The organism is Caballeronia sp. J97 (assembly GCF_905220305.1).
GTDB lineage: Bacteria > Pseudomonadota > Gammaproteobacteria > Burkholderiales > Burkholderiaceae > Caballeronia.
Genome location: NZ_CAJMZL010000014.1, coordinates 34,451 through 58,921, shown reverse-complemented (window position 1 = coordinate 58,921; position 24,471 = coordinate 34,451). Strand labels below are relative to the sequence as shown.

Annotated in this window: 21 protein-coding genes; 10 read left to right on the top strand and 11 right to left on the bottom strand. The window is 64.1% G+C overall.

Features of this window, described 5'->3' with window-relative positions; genetic code table 11:
- Positions 1-27 precede the first annotated feature (27 nt).
- The 4 genes from U4Y90_RS18995 to U4Y90_RS18980 form a co-directional block, all read right to left on the bottom strand.
- Positions 28-1,014, bottom strand: coding sequence for a protocatechuate 3,4-dioxygenase (locus U4Y90_RS18995; protein WP_321796778.1), 987 nt, complete (start codon positions 1,012-1,014; stop codon positions 28-30).
- Positions 1,015-1,074: 60 nt separating this feature from the next.
- Complete coding sequence (locus U4Y90_RS18990) at positions 1,075-2,355, bottom strand: MFS transporter (protein WP_321796777.1); 1,281 nt, start codon at positions 2,353-2,355, stop codon at positions 1,075-1,077.
- A gap of 82 nt (positions 2,356-2,437) precedes the next feature.
- The gene (locus U4Y90_RS18985; RefSeq protein ID WP_321796775.1) at positions 2,438-3,289 is read right to left on the bottom strand and encodes an amidohydrolase family protein; all 852 of its coding nucleotides are present in this window, start codon (positions 3,287-3,289) and stop codon (positions 2,438-2,440) included.
- Positions 3,290-3,318: 29 nt separating this feature from the next.
- Positions 3,319-4,296 (bottom strand): ABC transporter substrate-binding protein, encoded by a 978-nt coding sequence (locus U4Y90_RS18980; RefSeq protein ID WP_321796774.1) that lies wholly within the window; start codon positions 4,294-4,296, stop codon positions 3,319-3,321.
- A 300-nt stretch (positions 4,297-4,596) separates the two neighbouring features.
- On the opposite strand from U4Y90_RS18980, the gene U4Y90_RS18975 reads away from it, so the two are divergent.
- Complete coding sequence (locus tag U4Y90_RS18975; RefSeq protein ID WP_321796773.1) at positions 4,597-5,043, top strand: universal stress protein; 447 nt, start codon at positions 4,597-4,599, stop codon at positions 5,041-5,043.
- Between the two features lie 17 nt (positions 5,044-5,060).
- On the opposite strand, the gene U4Y90_RS18970 is transcribed toward U4Y90_RS18975, so the two are convergent.
- From U4Y90_RS18970 to U4Y90_RS18960, 3 genes are all read right to left on the bottom strand, one after another.
- Positions 5,061-6,518 carry an NAD-dependent succinate-semialdehyde dehydrogenase gene (locus U4Y90_RS18970; protein ID WP_321796772.1) on the bottom strand — a complete coding sequence of 486 codons (1,458 nt, stop codon included), beginning with the start codon at positions 6,516-6,518 and terminating at the stop codon, positions 5,061-5,063.
- 149 nt (positions 6,519-6,667) lie between these two features.
- Positions 6,668-8,329, bottom strand: a complete 1,662-nt coding sequence (locus U4Y90_RS18965) for a cation acetate symporter (RefSeq protein ID WP_321796770.1) — start codon at positions 8,327-8,329, stop codon at positions 6,668-6,670.
- Positions 8,326-8,631, bottom strand: coding sequence for a DUF485 domain-containing protein (locus U4Y90_RS18960; RefSeq protein ID WP_321796769.1), 306 nt, complete (start codon positions 8,629-8,631; stop codon positions 8,326-8,328). The genes U4Y90_RS18965 and U4Y90_RS18960 overlap by 4 nt, the downstream gene beginning before the upstream one ends.
- 821 nt (positions 8,632-9,452) lie before the next feature.
- Here U4Y90_RS18960 and U4Y90_RS18955 point away from each other — a divergent pair.
- From U4Y90_RS18955 to U4Y90_RS18915, 9 genes are all read left to right on the top strand, one after another.
- Positions 9,453-10,724 carry an efflux RND transporter periplasmic adaptor subunit gene (locus tag U4Y90_RS18955; RefSeq protein WP_321796767.1) on the top strand — a complete coding sequence of 424 codons (1,272 nt, stop codon included), beginning with the start codon at positions 9,453-9,455 and terminating at the stop codon, positions 10,722-10,724.
- 49 nt (positions 10,725-10,773) lie between these two features.
- On the top strand, positions 10,774-13,992 hold the full coding sequence (locus tag U4Y90_RS18950; RefSeq protein ID WP_321796765.1) for a multidrug efflux RND transporter permease subunit: 3,219 nt from the start codon (positions 10,774-10,776) through the stop codon (positions 13,990-13,992).
- A 1-nt stretch (position 13,993) separates the two neighbouring features.
- Positions 13,994-15,487, top strand: a complete 1,494-nt coding sequence (locus U4Y90_RS18945) for an efflux transporter outer membrane subunit (protein WP_321796763.1) — start codon at positions 13,994-13,996, stop codon at positions 15,485-15,487.
- Positions 15,484-16,770 (top strand): paraquat-inducible protein A, encoded by a 1,287-nt coding sequence (locus U4Y90_RS18940; RefSeq protein WP_321796762.1) that lies wholly within the window; start codon positions 15,484-15,486, stop codon positions 16,768-16,770. Before U4Y90_RS18945 ends, U4Y90_RS18940 begins: the two co-directional genes overlap by 4 nt.
- Positions 16,767-18,368 (top strand): intermembrane transport protein PqiB, encoded by a 1,602-nt coding sequence (locus U4Y90_RS18935; protein ID WP_321796760.1) that lies wholly within the window; start codon positions 16,767-16,769, stop codon positions 18,366-18,368. The genes U4Y90_RS18940 and U4Y90_RS18935 overlap by 4 nt, the downstream gene beginning before the upstream one ends.
- Entirely contained in the window at positions 18,368-18,949 is a 582-nt protein-coding gene (locus U4Y90_RS18930; protein WP_321796759.1) for a PqiC family protein, read from the top strand. Before U4Y90_RS18935 ends, U4Y90_RS18930 begins: the two co-directional genes overlap by 1 nt.
- A gap of 197 nt (positions 18,950-19,146) precedes the next feature.
- Positions 19,147-19,620: a type VI secretion system tube protein Hcp gene (locus U4Y90_RS18925; protein ID WP_321796757.1), complete on the top strand. Its 474-nt coding sequence runs from the start codon at positions 19,147-19,149 to the stop codon at positions 19,618-19,620.
- A gap of 10 nt (positions 19,621-19,630) precedes the next feature.
- Positions 19,631-20,068: an STM2901 family protein gene (locus tag U4Y90_RS18920; RefSeq protein ID WP_321796755.1), complete on the top strand. Its 438-nt coding sequence runs from the start codon at positions 19,631-19,633 to the stop codon at positions 20,066-20,068.
- Complete coding sequence (locus U4Y90_RS18915) at positions 20,061-20,468, top strand: DUF1493 family protein (protein WP_321796753.1); 408 nt, start codon at positions 20,061-20,063, stop codon at positions 20,466-20,468. Before U4Y90_RS18920 ends, U4Y90_RS18915 begins: the two co-directional genes overlap by 8 nt.
- Positions 20,469-20,515: 47 nt before the next feature.
- Here U4Y90_RS18915 and U4Y90_RS18910 read toward each other — a convergent pair whose 3' ends face one another.
- The 4 genes from U4Y90_RS18910 to U4Y90_RS18895 are packed head-to-tail and all read right to left on the bottom strand — an operon-like array spanning position 20,516 to position 24,444.
- Positions 20,516-21,517, bottom strand: a complete 1,002-nt coding sequence (locus U4Y90_RS18910; protein WP_321796752.1) for a hypothetical protein — start codon at positions 21,515-21,517, stop codon at positions 20,516-20,518.
- 2 nt (positions 21,518-21,519) lie between these two features.
- Positions 21,520-22,302 (bottom strand): enoyl-ACP reductase FabI, encoded by a 783-nt coding sequence (fabI, locus tag U4Y90_RS18905; protein WP_321796750.1) that lies wholly within the window; start codon positions 22,300-22,302, stop codon positions 21,520-21,522.
- On the bottom strand, positions 22,299-23,501 hold the full coding sequence (locus U4Y90_RS18900) for an acetate/propionate family kinase (protein ID WP_321796748.1): 1,203 nt from the start codon (positions 23,499-23,501) through the stop codon (positions 22,299-22,301). Before U4Y90_RS18900 ends, fabI begins: the two co-directional genes overlap by 4 nt.
- A 4-nt stretch (positions 23,502-23,505) precedes the next feature.
- Positions 23,506-24,444, bottom strand: coding sequence for a phosphate acetyltransferase (locus U4Y90_RS18895; protein ID WP_321796747.1), 939 nt, complete (start codon positions 24,442-24,444; stop codon positions 23,506-23,508).
- Positions 24,445-24,471 lie beyond the last annotated feature (27 nt).

Sequence of the window (24,471 nt, the reverse complement as noted above, 5' to 3'; positions counted from 1 at the left end):
CTCGCCGCTTCTGCCATTTCCACCGAGTCAGTCGGCCGCCTTCCAGTACATGAAGCCCATGCCTTCGCCGGTGCCGGCGGGCGTGCGCCAGCACGGCACGTAATCGACGAGCGTCATCTGCGCGCGGGTTTCCTGCACCGCCTTCATCACGCTCACATAGAGCTTGATCTCCGACGTGCCCGATTGATACGAGCGATCGTCGACCGCGGCGAGGCCGTCGTAGTCGTAATCGGCGAGCATCTTCATGATGCGTTGATCGAACTCCTCGTCGTTGACGAAGTGTGAGAGCCCGCCCGATGCGAAGATGCCGACGCGCACGTCCTCCGGCCACGCGGCGATCGCATCGCGCAGCACGCGTCCGAACTCGATGCAGCGCGACATCGACGGCTGCGTCGGCGGATAGAAGCAGTTCATGATGACCGGCACATGCGGCGGCGGGTTATCGCCCATGATCTGGTGATAGACGAAGCTGTATGCGTGCGGCACGACCGGATACTCGGGAAGCGGCTTCATCCATACGTTGTCGGGCCACGCGAAAAGATCCGTCAGGTCGAAACCTTCGCGCTGGAAGTGCTCGATCAGATACGTCGCGAGCTTCGGATGACACTGATGCACGACATGATGATCCGGCGCATAGACCGCGCGCTGCGGCGGGCCGTTATGCACTTCCGCGCCGCTATAAATGGCAATCGACGGCGAGAAGTCGGTGAAGATTTCTTTCTGGTCCTTGCCCAGAATGATCGCGACATCGACCTTCGCTTCGCGATAGGCGGCCGCCATCTCGTCGAGCGCGGCACGGCAGCGTGCGGCGCGCGCGGTGCGCTCTTCCAGCGTCAGATACTTTTCGAACGCCGCTTCGCGATGCGCCTCCAGTTCCGGATACGTCCATGTCCGATTGCGATACCACAGCTCCGGATTGAGACGGTCCCGCTCGCCGTTCTTCAGCCAGTCCTCCGGTGCCTGACCCAGCATGCCGCTATGCGGCACCGCCATCCCGAATACGATCTTCGCCATGTACTTGTCTCTATGAATGAATCGGTTGCAAGGCCGCGTGCGGCGGCTTTGCCGTGTGTCTCATGCGCGATGCAGCGCGCCTTGCGCTTCACTCGCTTTTGGCGCCCATTCGGGCCGGTAAAGAATGGCCGTGGCCGTCGCGCCGATCAGAAGGAACACGAGGATCACGAGCATCGGCAAGTCATAGCTTCCGCTCACGTGAAGGAGCCAGCCAGACAAGCTCGCCGCCACGCCGCCCGCGAGACTCGTCGCGACCTGCTGCACGCCGGTGACGAGACCGATTGCCTGCTTCGGGATCAGCGTGAGGCGCGACAGCACGAGATTGTTCGCCGTGACGAGGCCGAGCAGCGAAAGCGACAGCACGTTCCAGAACAGCGCCATTTCGAGCGTCTGCGCATGAGCGCCGAGCAGAACCGTGCATCCGCCGATAAAGCCCGCGATCGTGAATGCCTTGCGCACGAGAATCGGATCGTGTCCGCGCGCGATGATCCGGTCCGCGGCCCATCCCGCGATAGCCGCGACGATCGCTATTCCCGCGAAGCTGAAGAACGTGAAGATGCCGGAACTCGATATCGACAAGCTGCGTTGCTCGACCAGATAAGCGGGCATCCACGTCATGCAATAGAACGTGAAATAGCCGTAACAGAAGTTGGTGGTCATGCCGCCCCACACGACCGGACTCGACAGAATGCTCGCGAGGCTGACGGTCCGCGCGCTGCGATCCTTCGCCGCGCGCTCGGTCTTCGACGGCAGATCGTTCTTCACCATCAGCAGCCAGGGCGCGAGCCAGATCAGGCCGGCGAGCCCCGTCGCGACGAACATCATCTGCCACGAATAGTTGACGATGAACCACGCACCGACAGGCGCGCCGAGCGCGGGGCCGAACTTGTTGCCCATCGCGAGAATGCCGACGGCGAGACCGTTCTGGCTTTCATCGAAGTTATTGCGAATCCAGCGATAACTCGCCGGAATCACGATAGCCTCCGCCATGCCGATGATGAGCCGCATCACGACGAGCGCCGAGAGCGCGGTGACGGCGCCCATCAACGCGGTGGCGATGCACCACGCCGCGAAGCTGATCGCGTAGGGCCACTTGACGCCGTAACGGTCGGCAACCCAGCCCATCGGCACCTGAAAGACGCCATACGACCAGAAGAAGGCCGCGTTGATCCAGCCGCGATCGATATCCGTCAGCGCGAAATGGCGGATGAAGTTGACGTCCGCCAGCGTCGACGAGATGCTGGTCCGATCGACGAACGAAATCAACACGCCGATCGCGAGGAGCGCGAGCACGGCCCAGCGGCCCGCGTCCCCTTGTCGTGCCGGTTTGCTTGTCTCCATGTGCTTCTTTCTCTTATGTTCGATTGATCGTCGCGCAGACCGCATTCGATGTTGATGCAGCCCGCGCGGACACGGCGCGGCCTCAGGCCAGGGCCGGATACAACTGCTGCGCGGTCTTGCCGAAAATCCATGCGCGGTCTTCTGCGCTCAGCGATGCGAGGCCCGCTTGCGCAGTCGCGAGAATGTCCGCGAGCGTGCCGGGCGAGGTCGGATAGTTCGAGCCCCACGCCATGCGTTGCGCGCCGAATGCATCCACCACGGCCGGAAAGAACGTCTCGGCGCTGGCATTCTCCTTCTTCACGTCGTCGAAAATTCGCGGCGTGAGTTTCAGATAGATATTGTCGAACGAAGCCAGATCGAAGAGTCCCTGCGCCTTCGCATACGGCATGCCATCGGCGACGTCGGGCCGCGCGAGATGATCGAGCACGATCGCCACGCTGGGGAAGCGCTTCGCAAGCCGCGTCACTTGCGGCAGGCCGGTCGGGCCAGTCTGAATGCACATCGGCAAACCGAGCTCGCCGCACAATTCCCACGCGGGAAACGAACGCTCGTCGTCGAGCTCGCTCGGATCGAACGCCTTGGTGCTGCCGCCGGTGAAGAGGCGCAAGCCCGCGAGCCCGAGTCCGACCCATTCGCGAATGCGTTTCGGCGCATCGGCTTGCAGCACGTCGACGGAGCCGATGGCAACCAGACGGTCGGCATACTGCGCGCAGCCATCGATCACATAGTTGTTATCGAAACCATAGGTCGTCGACGAATGCACCACGGCGGCTTTCGCGACGCCTGCCTGATTCATCGCGTCGATCAGGGTCTCGACGGTCGTCGGCCTCTCCTTCGACCACTCCGAGCGCTTGCCGAACAGCGGCGCCGGCGGATAGCGCGTTTCATCGTCGGAAACGATATGCGGGTGGATATCGATGATGTGCTCGATCATGCGTGTCTCCGTCGTCTTCTCTCGTTCGATCAGCGGGCGAGCGGGTCCACGAACAACTCGTCGACGGACAGGCGGCGCGGCGTGAGGCCCTGCTCGAACGCGGTGGCTTCGAGCGTTTCGATGGTCTTCAGGTTCTCGGCGAGACCGTAGGGCAGCGGATCGTAGCCGACGATCTTGCGCAGCGCGAGATACTTCTTGTCGCTCGGGCTGGTCGCATCGCCCGAATCGAGGCGTTGCAGCCATGCCTGTTTCGCGCGATCGAAGGCGTCGTAAATGGACTTCGCGACCCACGGATGCTCGGCCAGCACCGCGTCCTTCACGACGATCGTGCCGTGCATCGGGTAAACGCCGGTGCGCGCGTAGTAATCGGCTTCGAGTTCGGCTGCATCGGGCAGCAGATCGGGATAATCGGCCTCCACTTCCTGCCAGCCGCCCGTGGGCGCGCCGGTGCGTCCGATGCCCGCCGCCGCCGCGAAACCCGCCGCGAGCTCGCCTTTGGCCATCATGTCCGCGAGCGAGCTGCCAGCGGGTGCGTGGATCACGTTCGACGGCAGCTTCAGTTGCGTCACATGCTCCTCGTCATCGACGACCCAGGTCACTTTCGACGCATCGAGCCCGAACTCGTCGATGAGCACCTGACGCGTCCACACGCCCGTGGTGACGGAGTAAGCGCGCACGCCCACCTTCCTGCCTTCGAGATCCTTCGGCGTCTCGATGCCCGCGTCCGGGCGCACGAGCAGGCCGCCATGATGAAAACGTCGCACGACGAAGATCGGCAGCCCGACGAAGGGCGCACCATGAGCGCGCGCGATGATGTAGGTCGTCGGCGCGAGCTCGCAGACATCGAACTCGACATCGCGCACCATGCGGCGAAACGCGCCGATCTGCGGCTTGACAGTGATGAACTCGGCCTCCACGCCTTCGATGGGAATGGAGCCGTCGCGGATCGCCGACGTATGCGGATGTTCGGCGATGGCGATCTTGAGCGGGACTTTCCTGGTCAACATCCTCTCCTGTGGCTTGTTCGCCGGCGCTGATTCCGAAGCGGTTTCAGCGTCGGGCGAATTGTCTCGATGGGACAGAGAATAGAAGAGGACGCCGCGCGCGTCCCTATACAAAAGTCAGTTTCGATGGCACTTTTTTCTGGTTCGCGACCGATGCCCGGAAGCTTTCTACTGTGCCCGCGAGGGCATCGAAAAAATCCCGGCGGACATGATTTTTGTGCAGGGTATTCGGGCGCTCGCCTATACTTGAAAGGTCGTTTCGCGACTTTCTTTCATGTCCCCAGAGAACCGGAGGACGTCATCATGTTCAACCATCTGCTGGTCCCCACAGACGGCTCCGCGCTATCCGAAGCGGCGGTGCGCACGGCGGTCGCGCTCGCGAAAGAGAACAACGCGCGCATCACCGGTCTGTATATGGTGCGGCCCTTTCATATGACCGTTTATAGCGCCGAGATGGTTGGCGCGGATCAGGACGAGGCGCAGGCCGCCGATCAGGCGCGCGCCCGGCAGTATCTGGAGAATCTCAGGGATATCGCCGCGCAAGCGGGCGTGGCGTGCGATACGGAAGCGCCCACCGGAACGCATCCTTATGAGGCGATTCTCGATGCGGCGAAGACGCGGCATTGCGATCTCATCGTGATGGCCTCGCATGGGCACGGCGGGATTCGCGGGCTATTGCTCGGGAGTGAAACGCAGAAGGTGCTGACGCATAGCCATTTGCCGATTCTGGTGGTGAGGCCGCCGGAGTGAGCGGCCCGACCGCGCCCCTACCGCTCCAGATTCCCGAAGCAGACATACTTCGCTTCCAGATACTCCTCCACGCCCGACGACGCCCCTTCGCGTCCCATCCCCGATTCCTTGATGCCGCCGAACGGCGCGACCTCGTTGAACACGAGGCTGTCGTTCACGCCGACGACGCCGCATTCGAGCGCCTCCATCACCCTGAACGCGCGGCTGATATCCGCCGTGTAGAAGTAAGCCGCGAGGCCGGTGCGCGTGTCGTTCGCGAGCGTGATGACATCGTCCTCGTCCCTGAATTGCAGCACGCTCGCGATCGGCCCGAGCACTTCGTCGCCGCACACGCTCATCGACGGATCGACGCCCGTCAGCACCGTCGGCCTGAAGAAGTTCGATCCCGGCGCGACGCGCGAGCCGCCCGCCGCCACCTTCGCGCCGAGTCTGACCGCTTCGTCGACGAGGCTTTCGAGGCGCGTCACCGCGTCGTCGCCGATGAGCGGTCCGATCTGCGCGCCCTCGTCCAGACCGTCGCTCACCTTGAGCAACGCGACCTTCGAGACGAGCTTCGCGACGAAGCGTTCGTAGACGTCCTCATGCACGAAGAAGCGATTCGCGCACATCGCCGCCTGGCCCGAGTGACGAAAACGCGCATCGAGCGCGCCCTTCACGGCGAGGTCGATGTCCGCATCGCCGAACACGATGAACGGACAGTTCGCACCCAGTTCGAGCGACATCTTCTTCACCGTCGATGCGCACAGGCTCATCAGCCGCTTGCCCTCGTCGATGGAGCCGGTGAACGACACTTTGCGCACGTCGGCGCTCGCGAGCAGCGTGGTCCGGATCGGCTCGCCCTCGCCCGTCAGCACGGACAGCACGCCGCGCGGCAATCCCGCGTTCTCGCCGAGCACGCACAGCGCGAGCGCGGAGAAAGGCGTCTGCGGATCGGGATGATGAATGACGGTGCAGCCCGCCGCGAGCGCCGCGCCGACGCGTCGCGCGACCATCGACGAGGGAAAGGTCCATGACGTGATGGCGCCGCACACGCCGATCGGCTGATGCAGCACGCGGATGCGCTGATTGCGCCGCGGCGCGGGAATGTTGTCGCCGTAGATGCGGCGCGCTTCCTCCGCGAACCAGTCGAGATAGTTCGCGGCTTGCGTGATCTCGGAGCGCGCTTCGTGCAGCGGCTTGCCCTGCTCGTTGCACAGGATGATGGCGAGATCGTCGCGATGAAGTTCGACGAGACGCCCCCACTCTCTCAGCACCGACGCACGTTCGCGGCTGCTCCAGCTACGCCAGTCCTGCAGGGCCGCGTTCGCGCATTCGATGGCCTCGGTCACCTGCTCTGCCGTGACCTGCGGAACCGAGCCGATGATCTCGCCCGTGGCGGGATTGGTGACGGACACGCGCGGCAGCGAAGTACTATCGACCCATGCGCCGCCGATATAGGCCGACTGCTCGAAAAGACTCGGGCACTGCAATTCCATGGCTCGCTCCAATGCGTTTGGCGCTTCGTGCATTCAGGTGCATCGAGCTTAACGCATTTCCTGCCCGCCATTCCGGCATGTGCGGCATTTCCGGTATACGAATGCCGGCGGCGCCGCCACGATGCGCGCGCCGCCGCTTCGACATCACCTCAATGGCTCGCGCCCTCCACCGCGCCGATGCCCGTCTCGGAGCGCACCATCTGCGCTTCGAAGCCTGCCTTGTCGATGCGCGCGCGCGCCGATCTGTCGGTCACCGAGAAGAGCCAGATGCCGATGAAGCCGATCGCCATCGAGAACAGCGCGGGCGATGCATACGGGAACGGCGCATTCGCGTAGTGGAACACGTCGACCCACACGGCCTTCGAGAGGATCGTCATCACGACCGCCGAAAGCAGGCCGAGAAAGCCGCCGATCGCCGCGCCACGCGTCGTGCAGCCGCGCCACAGGACCGACATGAAGAGCACCGGAAAGTTGGCCGACGCCGCCACCGCGAACGCGAGCGACACCATGAACGCGATGTTCTGCTTCTCGAACACGATGCCGAGCACGACCGCGACGATGCCGAGCACGATCGTCGTCATGCGCGACACACGCAGTTCGCTCGCGCTCGATGCCTTGCCCTTCTTGAACACGGTTGCATAGAGATCGTGCGACACCGCCGATGCGCCCGCGAGCGTCAGACCCGCGACCACCGCGAGAATGGTCGCGAACGCAACCGCCGAGATGAAGCCGAGGAACACATTGCCGCCCACCGCGCTCGCCAGATGCACTGCCGCCATGTTCGTGCCGCCGAGCAGCTTGCCGCCCGCATCCTTGAACATCGGATTGGTGCTCACCAGTACGATCGCGCCGAAGCCGATGATGAACGTGAGAATGTAGAAATAGCCGATCCACGTCGTCGCCCAGAACACCGACTTGCGCGCCTCCTTCGCATTGGGCACGGTGAAGAAGCGCATCAGGATGTGCGGCAATCCGGCCGTGCCGAACATCAGCGCGATGCCGAACGAGATCGCCGAGATCGGGTCCTTGATGAAGTTGCCCGGGCCCATGATCGACGCCTTCTTCTCGTGCACGTCGACGGCCTTCGCGAACAGCGCCTCGGGGCTGAAGTGGAATTGCCACAGGACCATGAACGCCATGAACGAAGCGCCCGCGAGCAGCAGACACGCCTTGATGATCTGCACCCACGTCGTCGCGGTCATGCCGCCGAAGAGCACGTACACCATCATCAGCGCGCCGACGATCACCACCGCGATCCAGTATTCGAGCCCGAACAGCAGCTTGATGAGCTGGCCCGCGCCGACCATCTGCGCGATCAGATAGAACGCGACGACGACGAGCGTGCCCGATGCGGCGAACGCGCGAATCGGCGTCTGCTTGAAGCGATAGGCGGCGACATCGGCGAAGGTGAAGCGGCCGAGGTTGCGCAAGCGCTCCGCCATCAGAAACGTGATGATCGGCCAGCCGACGAGAAAGCCGATCGAATAGATCAGGCCGTCATAGCCGTTGCTATAGACCGCCGCCGAAATGCCGAGAAACGAGGCCGCCGACATGAAGTCGCCCGCGATCGCGAGACCGTTCTGAAAGCCGGTGATGCCGCCGCCCGCCGTGTAGAACTCCGCGGCCGAACGGGTTTTCTTCGCCGCCCATTTGGTGATGAAGAGCGTCGCGATCACGAACGCGATGAACATGCAGATCGCCGTCCAGTTGGTCGCCTGCTTCACCGCCTGTCCGAGATCGCCGCCCGCGGCGAAAGCACTGGCGGACGTGGCGAAGAGCGCGCCTGGCGCGAGGAAACGTTGCGGCTTCATGCGGCCTCCCGCTTGATCTTGTCGGTGAGTTCGTCGTACGTGCTGTTGGCATGGCGCACGTAGAGGCCCGTGATGACGACCGTGAAGACGATCACGAACAGGCCGATCGGCATGCCCCAGGTCATCACGCCGGCGCCCATCTTCGCGGCGAGAACGTCCTTGTTGAACGCGATGAGCAGCACGTAGCCGTAATAGACGACGAGCACGAGCGCCGTCAGCGTCCAGCCGAGCTTCGAGCGTTTTCGCACCAGTTCGCCGTACGCGGCGCTCGACTTGATTTTCTCAACGATCCTGAGATCCATATCCGTCTCCTGCATGAATGTCTCTTCTCCGGGTGCAAAGGCGCGCGCATCCGGCGCTGCGCGCGAACGATCAGCGATGCGTATGAACAGGGGAATCCCCGGACGGGGATGTCATGCGATGCTTTCGCGCAGGTCGTTCGAGGCGAGTTGTCTTTCCGATGCGCTGGAGACTAAGGTAAAAGCGTGCGCTTACCCGTTTCTTACGTGACGTATTTTCTTTTGACGGGGTTTACGCGGAGCATCGCGCGGCGCCAGGCGCCCGGCAGGCGATCGATCGTTCGCCCGGGCAGCGGGCACTTGTAAGCTGCGCGCGCCGCGCACGGAAACGCAAAGCGTCGAATTTTTCTTCAACGTTTCATAAACCGGCACGATGAGCCGGCGGCTTGCCAAGCTATCCAAAGCGTCCCCGCCGCCGGCGATTCGTCAGCCATCAAGGCGTTTCAGTAACCACTACGCCTTCCTGTCCCCGTGTTCAGTCAAAATGGCAATAAACGCTATGGCGTTTTCAGCCGTATTCAGCTATTAGTAGACACGTCACGCACGTCACGCTACACAGTGGCGAACCATGAGCATCTCTGGCTATAACTCGATCGCCAAAACCGGAGGCAGCTACGACACATCACAAGCACCAGGCTCGCGTTCGTTGACATCGCCATAAAGTCCAGTCCCGCGCGATTTCATCGCATGGCGAAGGCTTCCCGGGGAGCGCGCTTTCCAGGCACGCTTTCGCTTGAACGCACACCGCGAGCATTGTCGTGGCGAGGCGCCTCGCGGGCGCGCTCGCTCATCTACGATCGGCCATCCCAACGGGGGAGGCGCCTATGGCGTTCGTGTCGGAACAGGTATTGGACTGCTGTTCGCTCGCTCAACCGTCGCGCTTCACGCGCGCGCTGCGTCTCGTTGCGGTCGCCGCGATCGCGTCGCTGTCGCTCGTCGCGTGCAAGAAGCCAGCGCCCGAAACGCAGAAGCCCGCCGTCGATGTCACCGTCGTGACCGTCACGGCGCAATCGACGCCCGTCGACTTCGAATTCACCGCGCAGACGCAGAGTTCGCGCGAGGTGGAAATCCGCGCGCGGGTCGACGGCTTCCTGGAAAAGCGGATGTACACCGAAGGCTCGCTCGTCTCGGCGAACCAGGTGATGTTCATCATGGACAAACGCCCGTTCGAAGCGGCGCTGCAAACGGCCAAAGGCTCGCTCGCGCAGCAGCAGGCGCGCCTGCTCGTCACTCAGCAGAATCTCGCGCGCGTGAAGCCGCTCGCCGCGATGAACGCGTTGAGCAAGAAGGATCTCGACGACGCCGTCGGCAACGAGAAAAGCGCGCAGGCCGCCGTCATCGCCGCGAAAGGCGAAGTGCAGACCGCCGAGCTGAACCTGAGCTACACGACGATCCGCTCGCCGCTCAAAGGCCTCTCCAGCTTCGCGCGCGTGCAGGAAGGCAGCTACGTGACGCCCACGCAAGGCGGCCTGCTCACCTCCGTCTATCAGCTCGACCCGATGTGGGTGAACTTCAGCATCTCGGAGAATGAGCTGCTGACCTATCGCGAGCAGATCAAGAAAGGCCAGTTGCACTTTCCGCCTGACAACAAGTTCGATGTGACCGTCATACAGGCGGACGGCTCAGTGTTTCCACAGACCGGGCGCATCGACTTCACGAATCCGGCCTTCAGCACGGAGACGGGCACCTTCCTCGTGCGCGCGGTGTTCGCGAATCCGCAAGGCACGCTGCGCCCCGGTCAGTTCGTCAAGGCGCGCGTCGCGGGCGCGGTGCGGCCCAACGCGATTCTCGTGCCGCAGCGCGCCGTGCTGCAAGGCGCGAAGAGCCATTACGTGTGGGTGCTCGACGAGCAGTCGAAGCCGCACCAGCGCGTGATCGAAGTCGGCGAATGGCATGGCGACGACTGGTTCATCACGAGCGGCCTGAAAGCGGGCGAGCGCGTCATCGTCGACGGGGCGATACGGGTCGGCGCGGATTCGCAAGTTCGCGTCGTCGCCGCGCCCGCTGCGCCCGCCGCGGGCGGCGCGCCGGCGTCCGGCGCGCAGGAGGCTTCGCTCGGACAGACGAAGAACGCAAGCGGCGGGACCGAAAAGTGAAGTGATTTGATCTGACGACTATCGCAAGCGCGTCGCGCGGAAGAGGCCAATGAACATTTCACATTTCTGCATTGACCGTCCGATTTTCGCGTCGGTCATATCGATCATCATTACGCTGGGCGGCGCGCTGACGATGCTCGCGCTGCCCACCGCGCAATATCCCGACATCACGCCGCCGCAGATCACGATCTCCGCGACCTATCCCGGCGCGAGCGCCGACGTGGTCGCGAACAACGTCGCCGCGCCGATCGAGCAGCAGGTCAACGGCGCGGACAACATGATCTACATGAGCTCGTCGAGCTCGTCGACCGGCAATCTGACGATCAACGCCTACTTCCAGATCGGCACGAACCCGGAGCTCGCGCAGGTCGACGTGCAGAACCGCGTGAACCTCGCATTGCCGCAATTGCCACAGTCGGTGACGAATCAGGGCGTGCAGGTGCAGAAGAAGTCGCAGGCGTTCATGATGGTGATCGCCATCTATTCGCCCGACGAGCGTTACGACGCGACGTATATCGCGAACTACGCGAACGTCTATGTCCTCGACGCGCTCAAGCGCATTCCCGGCGCGAACCAGTCCGCGATCTTCGGCACGCCCGATTACGCGATGCGCATCTGGCTCAAGCCCGATCGCATGGCGCAGCTCGGCATCACCGCCGCCGACGTGCAGCGCGCCGTCGCCAACCAGAACCAGCAATTCGCGGTCGGACGCCTCGGACAGTCGCCGACGGGCGCGCCGGTCGAACAATCCTTCGCGGTGACGACATCCGGGCGCCTCACCGAACCCTCCGAATTCGAAAACATCATCATTCGCGCGCAGTCGGGCGGCGCGGCGATCGTGCGCCTGAAAGACGTGGGACGCGCCGAGCTCGGGCAGAAGGACTATTCGATCCGCAGCCGCTTCCAGGGCAAGTCGGCGACCGTGCTCGCCGTCTATCAGCAGCCGGGCGCGAACGCGCTCGACGTGGCGAAGCAGGTGCGCGCGACGCTCGCGGAAATGAAGAAGACGTTCCCGCAAGGCATCGACTACGAGGTCGCGATGGACACGACGGAGTTCACGCGCGCGTCCATCTCCGACGTGGTGCACACGTTCTTCGAAGCGGTCGTGCTGGTGGTGATCGTCGTGTTCGTGTTCCTGCAAAGCCTGCGCGCGACGCTGATTCCGGTGCTCGCGGTGCCGGTGTCCATCGTCGGCACGTTCATGGGCATGGAAGCGCTCGGCTTCTCCATCAACATGCTGACGCTGTTCGGCATGGTGCTCGCGATCGGGATTGTCGTGGACGACGCGATCGTCGTGATCGAGAACGTCGAGCGCAACATGACCGTGCACAAGCTCGATCCGAAGACCGCGGCCAAGAAAGCGATGGACGAAGTGGCCGGGCCGGTCGTGGCCATCGTGCTCGTGCTGTGCGCGGTGTTCGTGCCGGTCGCGTTCCTCGGCGGCATCACCGGGCAGATGTACAAGCAGTTCGCCATCACCATCGCGATATCGGTGGTGATCTCGGGCATCGTCGCGCTGACCTTGTCGCCCGCCCTCGCCTCCTTGCTGCTGAAGCCGGGGCATCACGAGAAAAAAGGTTTCTTCCGCTGGTTCGACAACCAGTTCGCGCGCATGACGCGCGGCTATACGCGCGCGGTGCGGCTCGTCATCAAGCGCTTCGTGATCGCGCTCTTGCTGTTCGTCGGCATGATCGCGCTCGCCGTCGTGATGATGAGAGACATTCCGACAGCGTTTCTGCCGCCCGAGGATCAGGGCTATCTGCTCGGCGCGGTGATCATGCCCGATGCCGCGTCGCTCGACCGCACCGGCGCGGTATCCGACCGCGTCACCGAATACTTCATGAAGCAGCCGGCGGTCGGCAGCATCACCACGGTCGATGGTTTCAGCATTCTCGATAGCCAGAACAAGAACAATTCGTCCACTTTCTTCGTCGGCTTCAAGAGCTTCGAGGAGCGCTACAAGTCGGCGAATATCCGCACGCAGAACGCGCGCGCGGTGCTCATCGACGCCTACAAGAATCTGTCGCAGATCAGGCAGGGCATCGTCGTGCCGCTCAATCCGCCGTCGATTCCCGGTCTCGGCACGACGGGCGGCACCGAGATCTGGATTCAGAGCAAGGGCGATGCGACGATCGCGCAGTTCGCCGGTGTCGTCGACGACTTCGTCGCCAAGGCGAAAGCGCGGCCCGAGCTGACGGGCGTGACGAATACGTTCAACGCGTCGTCGCAGCAACTGCTCGCCGATGTCGACCGCGACAAGGCCGAAACGCTCGGCGTGCCTGTCGAGGACGTCTATAGCGCGATGCAGACGATGTTCGGCTCGCTGTATGTGTCGCAGTTCAACCGTTCGAGCCGGCTCTGGCAGGTGATCCTGCAGGCCGAGCCGCAGTATCGGCTGAAGCCGGACGACCTCACGCAGATCTTCGTGAAGAGCAAGTCCGGCGAGATGGTGCCGCTCAAGGCGGTCGTCAACACCCACTACGTGACCGGGCCGGACCTGATCACGCGGTTCAACAACTTCCCGGCGGTGAAGATCACGGCGAACGCCGCGCCCGGCTATGCATCGGGCCAGGTGATAGCGGCGCTGGAGGACATCGCGAAGGATTTGCCGTCCGATTACGGCATCGGCTGGAGCGGCGAGGCGTATGAGGCGAAACAGTCGGGCAGCAGTTCGGCGCTCGTCTTCGTGTTCGGCCTCGTGATGGTCTTCCTGATCCTCGCCGCGCAATACGAGAAGTGGAGCCTGCCGTTCGGCGTGCTGATGGCGGTGCCGTTCGCGATCTTCGGCGCGCTGCTCGCGATCCTGCTGCGCGGGCTTAACAACGACGTGTACTTCCAGATCGGCCTCACGATGCTCGTCGCGCTCGCCGCGAAGAACGCGATTCTCATCTTCGAGTTCGCCGTGCTGAACCGCGAGGCGGGCGCATCCGTCTACGACGCCGCCATGACCGCCGCCGAAGAGCGCCTGCGCCCGATCGTGATGACTTCTCTCGCGTTCATTCTCGGCTGCGTGCCGCTCGCGATCGCGACGGGCGCGTCGGCGAACAGCCGCCATTCGATCGGCACCGGCGTGATCGGCGGGATGCTCGGCGCGACGGTGATCGCCGTGTTCTTCATCCCGATGTTCTTCTGGGGACTGGAAACGATGTCCTCGCGCTCGAAGAAAAAGAAGGGCGACGAAGCGGCCGCCGCCGATGCGAAGCCGCCCCAGAACGCCTCGGGAAGCGGCCCGAATGCCTCGCCGTCCGCTCCGGACAAGGGAGAATGACATGCGGCGCGCCAGGCTCGTTCTTTCTGCTTCAGGCGTCGCCGCCGCGCTGACGCTGTCCGGCTGCCTGCTCGGCCCGAACTATTCGCGCCAGCCGGTCGACACCCCGGCGACCTATCGCTTCGCCGCGACCGAAGTCGCCGACACCGCGAATACCGAGTGGTGGCAGCAGTTCCAGGACCCGGTCCTCGACCAGTTGATCTCGACCGCGCTCGCCAACAACAAGGACGTGAAGATCGCGGCGGCGCGCGTCGATCAGTTCATGGGCCAGTTCGTCACGACGCGTTCCGCGCTGTTCCCGCAGCTATCGGCGGGCGCGGCGGCGTCGCGGCAGCGCGCTTCGGCCGCGGGACCGCAGCCGCTCAACGGCTTCGGGCCGGTGTACAACGACTTCCAGGCGTCGGTCTCGGCGTCGTGGGAGCTGGATCTGTTCGGCCGCAACCGGCGGCTGACCGAGGCGGCCCGCGCGAACCTGCTGTCGAGCGAGGAAGGACGGCGCGCGACGATCCTGTCGCTGGTGGCGTCGGTGGCGTCGTCGTATCTGAATTTGCGCAGCCTCGACAAGCAGCTCGAAATCGCCAAGGCGACGACGGAAAGCCGCGCCGAGTCGGTGCACGTCTTCACCTTGCGCTTCGAAGGCGGCGAAGTCTCGCAGATGGAGCTCGCGCAAAGCCAGTCCGAATACGAAGCCTCGCTCGCGACGATTCCGCAGCTCGAAACGCAGATCGCGCAGCAGGAAGACGCCCTCTCGGTGCTGCTCGGCGCGAATCCGGGGCCGATCGTGCGCGGCCGCACGCTCGGCGAGCTCGCGACGCCCGTCATTCCCTCCGGTCTGCCTTCCGACCTGCTTGAGCGGCGGCCCGATTTGCTGCAGGCGGAACAGGATCTGGTGGCGGCCAATGCGCTCATCGGCGCGGCGCGCGCGCTCTACTTTCCGCAGATCTCGCTGACGGGTCTGCTCGGCACCGCGAGCGGCCAGTTCTCGTCGCTCTTCACGGGGCCGTCGCGCGTCTGGTCGTTCGCGGGGCAGATCACGCAGCCGATCTTCACGGCGGGCAATATCTCGGGACAGGTGCAATCGGCCGAGGCGCAGCAACAGGCGGCGCTGCTGACGTACCAGAAGGCGATCCAGGTCGCGTTCCAGGAAGTCGACGACGCGCTGATCTCCTCGGAAAAGCTGCATGAGCAACTCGAAGTGCAGATCCGCCAGGTCACGGCGCTCGCCACCTATTCGCGTCTCGCGCGGGCGCGCTACGAAGGCGGCTACACGAGCTATATCGAAGTGCTCGACGCCGAGCGCAGTCTGTTCAACGCGCAGCTATCGGAGACGCAGACGCAGGCCGCGGCGCTCGTGTCGTTCGTCACGCTCTACAAGGTGATGGGTGGCGGCTGGGTCGTCACGGCCGACAACATGACGACGCAGCAGCAGTCCGCGACGCCTTCCCCCGATCCGGGCAAGCCGGGCCAGCCCGCCGTGCCGACGACAGTGCAATGAACACGGTCACATCCGACGATCGCCACGCGCGGCCGCTGATCGCGTGCCACGAATGCGATCTGATGCAGCGCGAGAGCGACGTGCCGCCCGGCGGCACGCTGCGCTGCTGCCGCTGCCAGGCCGTGCTGTACCGGCGCCGGGGGCGCGGCTTCGATCGCGCGCTCGCCTATGCGCTCGCCGCATGCGTGCTGTGGCTGATCTCGAACGCGTTTCCGATCGTCGGCCTCGCGGTGAACGGCGATCTCGTCGAGACGACGCTGATCGGCGCGGTGCGGGTGCTTTATCGCGACGGCATGTGGCCGCTCGCGGGCCTCATCTTCGTCACGACGATCCTGATGCCCGCGCTGCAGGCGCTCGGCATGGTGTGGCTGTTGCTGCCGCTCCATCTGAATCACAGGCCATGGCGCGCCGACGCCGTGTTCCGGCTGCTGCGCATCGCGCGCGACTGGGGCATGACCGAAGTGCTGATGCTCGGCCTGCTCGTCGCGGTCGTGAAGCTCGCGCATATCGCATCGGTCGTGACAGGCCCCGCGCTGTGGTCGCTCGCGGCGCTGATGCTGCTGCTCGTCGCGGCGGCATCGTCGTTCGACGAACGCGCGATGTGGCAGCGCATCGAAGGCGCGCCGCCCGGCATGCCCGCCGACACGCCGCTCAAGGGACGCACGGCGGCGGAAAGCGGCATCTGCGTCTGTCACGATTGCGGCCTCTCCACGCCCGGCATACGGCGCCATGACCATCTGTGCTGCCCGCGTTGCGGCGCGCGCCTGCATCTGCGCAAGCCCGCGAGCCTGTCGCGCACCTGGGCGTATCTGATCGCGGCGGCGATTCTCTACGTCCCGGCGAACCTGCTGCCGGTGATGAACACGAGCTCGCTCTTCGGCGCGCAGAAGGACACGATCATGAGCGGCGTCGCGTATCTGTGGCAATCCGGCTCGTGGCCGCTCGCGATCATCGTGTTCATCGCGAGCATCGCCGTGCCGATGCTGAAGATTCTCGCGATCGGCTATCTCGCCGCGACCGCCAATCTGCGCATGACGCAACGCAGTGTGCAGCGCGCGCGCATCTATCGCGTCGTCGAGCTGGTGGGCCGCTGGTCGATGCTCGATATCTACGTGATCGCCGTGCTCGTCGCGCTCGTGCAGTTCAGCGCGATGGCGACGATCGAGGCCGGGCCGGCGGCGATCGCGTTCGGCGCGGTCGTCGTGCTGACGATGTTTGCGGCGATGTCGTTCGATCCGCGCCTCATCTGGGATTTCTCGCCGCCTCGGGAAGGAACGCGATGAGCTCGCCCGACAACATGCCCGATGCCGAAGTGGTGCCGAAAAAGCGCTGGCGCATTCCATGGATCTGGGTCGTGCCGGCCATCGCGGTGGCGGTCGGCATCTGGCTCGCGGTGCAGGCCGTGCTCGCGCAGGGCCCGACCGTCACCATCAGCTTCAAGACCGGCGAAGGGCTCGAGGCAGGCAAGACGAAGATCAAGTTCAAGGATGTGGACATCGGCCTCGTGAAGTCGGTGGCGCTTTCGAAGGACTACCGGCACGTGATCGCAACGGCCGAGCTGACGCGCGACGCGACCAACATGCTCGTCGACGACACGCGCTTCTGGGTCGTGCGTCCGCGCGTCGCGGGCGGCTCGGTGTCGGGCATCGGCACGCTGCTGTCGGGCGCGTACATCGGCATGGATATCGGCCGCTCGAAGCAGGACCGGCGCAACTATACCGGGCTCGAAACGCCGCCGGTCTTCGCGAGCGACGTGCCGGGGCGGCAGTTCGTGCTGAAGGCGACCGATCTCGGCTCGGTCGACGTCGGCACGCCGATCTATTTCCGCCGCCTGCAAGTAGGCCAGGTGACTTCGTTCGAGCTCGACAAGGACGGCAGCGGCGTCACCCTGCATGTGTTCGTCAACGCGCCCTACGACCGTTACGTGAACGCCGATTCGCGCTTCTGGCAGGCGGGCGGCATCGACGTGACGCTCGGCACCGACGGGCTGAAGGTCAACACGCAATCGCTCGTCTCGATCCTGATCGGCGGACTCGCGTTCGAGACGCCCGCCGTGTCGCTCACCTGGGCCGAGGCGCCCGCCAACACGATCTTCACCCTGCATTCGACGCGCGCCGATGCGCTGCGCGTGCAGGAGCACATCGTCGACAAGTACGTCTTCGCCTTCGAAGGCTCCGTGCGCGGCCTCGCCGTGGGCGCGCCGGTGGAATTCCGCGGCATTCAGATCGGCGAGGTGGCGGCGATCAACACGCGCTTCGATCCGGTCACGAAGCGTATCAGCATACCCGTCGAGGTCAATCTCTATCCGGAGCGCTTCACGTCGCGCTTTGCGACCGTACCGAAAGGCGGACGCCTCGCGAAGGACCGCAAGGAACTCGCGGACCTGCTCGTCGAGCGCGGACTGCGCGGGCAGTTGCGCACCGGGAGCCTGCTGACGGGCCAGTTGTATGTTTCGCTCGACTTCTTCCCGCACGCGAAGAAGGCGAGCATCGACTGGAACCGCACGCCGCCCGAAATGCCGACCACGCCGAGCGGCCTCGACTCGCTGCAGGATTCGATCAACCGCATCATGACGCGCATCGACAAACTGCCGATCGAGCAGCTCACCGCGAGCGCGAGGCAGACGCTCGACAGCACGACCACGCTGATGAGAAGCCTCGACACGCAGGTCGTGCCGGAAGCCGCGACGACCCTCGCCGCCGCGCGCGCCGCGCTCGATGCCGCGCATTCCACGCTGATGCCGGATTCGGGCCTGCAGCAGGACACGGCCGAGGCGGTCCGCGAACTGACGCGCACCGCCGTTTCGTTCCGCAGTCTCGCGGATTATCTGCAGCAGCATCCGGAAGCGTTGCTGCGCGGCAAGCCGGAGGACAAGAAGTGATGCGGCCCGTACTCGTGTCTCTCATCGTTTCGATGGCGATGCTCGCCGGATGCAGCTCGCCGCGCGCGAGCTTCTACCGGCTGAGCGCCGATCCTTCGCTCGCCGCGGCGGCCGCGCGTGCGAACTCGCGGCCGGTGATCGTGGGACCGGTGACGGTGCCCGACCTCGTCGACCGGCCGCAGATCGTCACGCGCAACACGAACAACGAAGTCGCGCTCAACGAATACGCGCGCTGGGGCGAGCCGCTCAAGAGCAGCATCGCGGATGCCATCGCGGCGGACCTCGCGTTGCTGCTCGGGTCCGACAAGGTGGCGCCCGCCTCGCGCGCGATCGCGGACCCGGACGCATGGCGCGTGCGCGTCGATATCCAGCAGTTCGAGTCCGTTCCCGGCGATGCCGTCGCCATCGATGCGCACTGGACCGTGCGCCGCTTCGGCGACGACAATGCATTGAGCGGCCGCTCGCTCGTGCGCGTGCCCGTGGACGGCAGCGACTGGAATGCGCTCGTGGCCGCGCACAGCCGCGCGCTCGCGAGCGTGAGCCGCGATATCGCGAATGCGATCCGGGGCAGCGTCCATTAGTCCATTGAACCGGATGAATGTGCCGGAAATCGGCGGATGCCGCGCACGATCTTTCTGTGTATATCCTTCGTTATGCTTGGCAAGAGTTTCGTGGTGACGTCGCGCTGGATACGCTGCGACGAACCTAACCATATTTTGCAGATTTGGCCGCGAAAGCGAGGTACTCTGAACATTCCAAAACCACGATTGTCACAACGATGGCAGACATGTTTATCAAGATCGATGGCATCGCTGGCGAATCGCAGGATGCGACGCATTCAGAAGAAATCGACGTGATTGACTGGACGTGGAAGGTTACGCAGCAATCGAGCATGATGTCCGGCTCTGGCGGTGGCGCTGCGAGGGCGAGTGTATCGGATCTTGAATTCACGCATCAGCTCGACAGGGCTACCCCAAACCTTGCTCGATACTGCTTTACCGGGAAGCACATTCCACAAGCACGGCTCGTCATGCGCAAGGCGGGCGGAATTCCGCACGAGTACCTGCGGATCACCATGTATGACGTGATCATCTCCCACGTTGAACCCTTCGCCGACGCGAACGGTGCGATCGAATGCGTGCGCCTGTCTTTCGCGAGAATGAAAAAGGAATACATTCTCCAGAACGCGCTTGGCGGTGTTGGCGGGACAATTACGACCTTCCTTGATGTCAGAGAGAACGTGACGAAGTAAGGCGCATCGCATGAGCAACAACGTCTATGCGTTTCAAGGTTATCGCGGGTTGTCGTCCGCTGAGCTATTTCTCTGGGTCTCACTGGACCAGACGAAAAGACAGCTAGGATTCGCCGACCTCGCCGCCACCGCGACCTGGCTTCTCAGCGACAACGATGTTCCCATTCCCGGAAAGATGAAGACGGCTTCAGAGGGAACGTCGGTCATGTCTATTTTTCTTCGGAAAGTCATCAACAAACGAACCGAACGACGGCTTGCAACCATCACCTGGAGAAGCTTCAGCGCGAAGGGATTCAAGTTCGTCTATACGCGTCACCTTGGCGCCTTCGTCGGTCGATGGATTCCTGTCGTCGACCTTGTGTTTCTCGGCTACGATGCAACCGCAATCGTATATCGATCGATTCAAAGGTACAACGCAATGGTCAAACCGGAGGACAGGATTGGATGACGCGCTCTGGACCGCAATCGTCGGCTTCACCCGCGAAGAAATTGGGCGTCCGTGGCTCGGCAAAGAACCGTCGCTTACGCCGTCAACCCACGTGTTCGAGGACCTCCGAATTGATGGCGACGACGCGATTGAATTCGTAGACCGGTTCTTCGAAAAATTCAATGTCAAGGGCGACTTCCCCTATGCGCGATACTTCGGCGGTGAGGGGACAGCGGGTCCCGCGCTTCTCTTCATCCCCTTTTTGGTTTTCGCGCCGTTTCGCGCGCTGTTTCGGCTAGAACGCGCGAGCAACGCGAATCCGGAGTATCGCTCGCTAACGCTCGGAATGCTGTATGAAGCAGCCCGCATCGGACATTGGGACGCTAAAGCGATTGAAGCGGCGCAGTGGCCACAGCCCTAGTCCATCGAACGGACACGACGTGCGTAATGGACTAGTGATCTTGCATATCACAAAACAAACCGCGCGGCATCGGCGAACGCCGCGCCCGCAGGCGGCACATCGCGACGCGCGACGCGCACGATCTCGACGGCGCGTGTCTGCGGCGGCTGCGTCGGAAGCTGCGCGAGATGAATGGCGATATCCGCGTGAGGTTCGTCGCAGCGCTCCTCCATCAGCAGATTCATCTGGTTCAGGCACAGCGTGCGCTCCGTGACCGAAATGAGCGCCGAAGGCTGGTCGAGCAATTCGATGATGGTCTGAATCTGCGTCTCGATGGAATCGGCGAGTGAGCCCAGCGCCGCGAGCGCCGCCTCGTTCTCTTCGAAATCGCGCTGAAGACGCGTGGCGTCGCCGGCGAGATCGGTCGACGCGATCAGGCTGCTCATGCCCGCGCCGCGCCGGCCGAGCATCTGCATGCGGGCGCTCAGCAACGCGCGATATTCCTGCAGCGCATCGCGCCGCGCTTCCTGGCCCGCAACCCGCGCCACCGCTTCGAGCGCGAACTGCTCGACGATCCGCTGCACGAGTTCCCGCCTGAGCGCCTCGTCCGTCTCGCTGCAAAAGCGCATGCGCTTGTCGTCGAAACTGACCGCCGTGCGCGCCACGTCCGAGCGCATCACGCCGCCTTCGAGCGCCGCGACGAGCACGCCGCGCTCGACGAGCGTCGCGCCGAGCACCGCGAACGCATGGTCCGCGGCGATGTGTCCGTCGAACCAGTCACGAACATCGTGCGACTCGCCGATCACATGCGTGATGTCGTCCGGCGTCGCGAACTTCGCGCGCAGACAGGGATCGCTCGCCCATGCGCCGGGCGTGGCGTCGCGCGGCGCGGGCAGCGCGGCGACCAGTTCGCGCGCGTGGTCGATCGTCCTCGCGACGGCGGGCACGAGGCGCGACTCGTAGCGATTCGCGAGCCGCACTTGCGGCGCGACCGCGACGATGCGTGCGAGCGCCTGCTTGACATCCTCACGCGAGCTTTGCTGATCGCGCCTGAAAAGCCAGTTGAACATGCTCATCCCATGATGTGCACGCCACCGTCCACGTAAAGCGTTTCGCCCGACATGCGGCGCGCGAAGGGCGTTGCGAGAAAAGCGCAGGTGTAACCGACATCCATGATGTCGACCAGCTCGCCGAGCGGCGCGCGCGCGGCGGCTTCGGTCAGCAGCAGATCGAAGTCCTTGAGCCCCGATGCCGCGCGCGTCTTGAGCGGCCCCGGCGATATCGCATGCACGCGAACGCCCTGCGGACCGAGCTCATAGGCGAGATAGCGGGCGCAGGCTTCGAGCGCGGCCTTCACCGGGCCCATCACGTTGTAGTTCGCGACGACCTTGTTCGCGCCGTGATAGCTCATCGTGAACATCGCGCCGCCGTCCTTCATGAGCGGCGCCGCGAGCCGCGCCATGCGCACGAACGAATGACACGAGATGTCCATCGCCTTCGCGAAGCCTTCTGCCGAGCAATTCAGCAGGCCGCCCTGCAGATCGTCTTTCGGCGCCCATGCGATCGAATGCACGAGGATGTCGAGCTTGCCCCACTCGCTCGCGATGCGCGCGAACACGGCTTCCAGCTCGTCCTCGCTCGATGCATTGAGCGGCATGAAGACCGGCGCGTCGAGGTCTTTCGCGAGCGGCTCGACATAAGGACGCGCCTTTTCGTCGGCATAGGTGATGGCGAGATCTGCGCCCAGTTCGCGAAACGCCTTCGCGCAACCGTAGGCGATCGAATGCTCATTGGCGATGCCGGTCACGAGCGCTTTCGCGCCCTTCAATACGGGTTGCGGGACATCGAGCGTCATGCGGATGCTCCTTCGCGTTTGTCGCCGATCAACGCCAGGGCATGGCGCGCGATCATCAGTTCCTCGTTGGTCGGGAGCACCCAGACGCTCACTTTGCTCGACGCGGTGCTGATGCGCGGGCCGCCGCTATCGTTGGCTTTCGCATCGAGTTCGATGCCCCACCACGCCGCCTGCTCGCACACGCGCCGCCGTATCTCTTTCGAATGCTCGCCGATGCCCGCCGTGAACACGATCGCATCCAGCCCTTGCAGCGCGGCGCTCATCGAGCCGAGTTCGCGGCCGATGCGATACACGTAGAGATCGATGGCGAAGCGCGCGCGCTCGTCGCTGCTAGCAAGGAGCACGCGCATGTCGCCCGATACGCCGGACACGCCGAGCAAGCCCGACTGCCGATACAGCACGTCTTCGACATCGCGCGCGTTCATGCCGAGCTCGTCGATCAGGTAGAGGATCACGCCCGGATCGAGATTGCCGCAGCGCGTGCCCATCATCAGGCCGTCGACGGCGGTGAAGCCCATCGTGCTCGCGACGCTCTTGCCCGCATGCATCGCGCACAGGCTCGCGCCGTTGCCCAGATGCGCGACGACCGTGCGCCCGCTCGCCGCGTCGGGCGCAACGGGCTTCAGCGCGCCCGCGATGTATTCGTACGAGAGGCCATGAAAACCATAACGCCGCACGCCGTTCTTCGTGATCGACTCGGGCAGCGCGAACGCCTGCGCGATCGGCGCTTGCGTCGCGTGAAAGGCGGTGTCGAAGCACGCGACTTGCGGCAGCCCGGGATTGCGCTCGGCGATGATCCGGATCGGCTTCAGATTGTGCGGCTGATGCAGCGGCGCGAGCGGCGTGAGCTTGTCGAGCTCGTCGAGCACTTCGGGGCTCGTCAATACCGGCTTCGTGAAGCGCGCGCCGCCATGCACGACGCGATGCCCGACGCCGATCATGCGATGCCCTGCATCGTGCCCGCGCAAAAAAGCGCCGAGATGCGTGATCGCCTCGGAATGCTCCAGCCGCACGCCTTCGCCCCATGAATGCTCGCCGCTCTTTTCGCCTTTCGCGTTGTACGCGACGAAATGCGGCGCGCTGAACAGGCCTTCCACTTGCCCGTGCGTGATGAGCGCGAGTTCGTCGCCTTCGATATCGAATGCGCTGAACTTGATGCTCGACGAACCGGCGTTGAGAACCAGAATGACATCGGCCATGAGCTCACCCCATCACTTGCGCTTCTTCGCGGCGCTTGGCCGCCACGAGCGATGCGATCGCGCACGACGCGAGCCGCGATTGCAGCGAATCGGCGCGGCTCGTCAGGATGATCGGCACGCGCGCGCCGAGCACGATGCCCGCCGCGTCCGCATTCGCGAGAAAGGACAGACTCTTCGCGAGCATGTTGCCCGCTTCGAGATCCGGCACGATCAGCACGTTCGCGCGCCCCGCGACCGGCGAGTCGATCTTCTTCGTCTGCGCCGCCTCGAGATCGATCGCGTTGTCGAGCGCGAGCGGACCGTCGACGAGCGCGCCCGTGATCTGATGACGGTCGACCATCTTGCAGAGCGCGGCCGCCTCCAGCGTCGACGGCACTTTCGGGTTCACCGTCTCCATCGCCGAGAGAATCGCGACGCGCACCTCGTCGAGCCGCAATGCGTGCCCGAGATCGATCGCGTTCTGCAGGATGTCGACCTTGTCGGCGAGCGTCGGCGCGATGTTGATCGCGGCATCGCTGATGATGAGCACGTTGTCGTGGCCCGGCACATCCATGATGAAGCAATGCGACACGCGCCGTTGCGTGCGCAGACCGCCATCGCGCTTCACGACGGCGGCCATCACCTCGTCGGTGTGCAGGCTGCCTTTCATGAGCGCCTCGGCCTTCGCCTCGCGCACGAGCTCCACCGCCGCTTCGGCGGCCGCATGGCTATGCGGCGCATCGATGACTGGAAAGCCCGCGATGTTGAGGCTGCATTCCTCCGCGACCTCGCGGATACGATCGCGCGGCCCGACGAGAAGCGGCGCGATCAGGCCCATCTCGTGCGCCTTCACCGCGCTTTCGAGCGATGTCCGGTCGCAAGGATGCACGACCGCCACGGTGAGCGGCGGCAGTGTCCGGCAAACCGCGATGAGCCGTTCATACTTTTCATGCGGATGATTCATGTCGCCTCCCGTGTGAACGTGAGATGC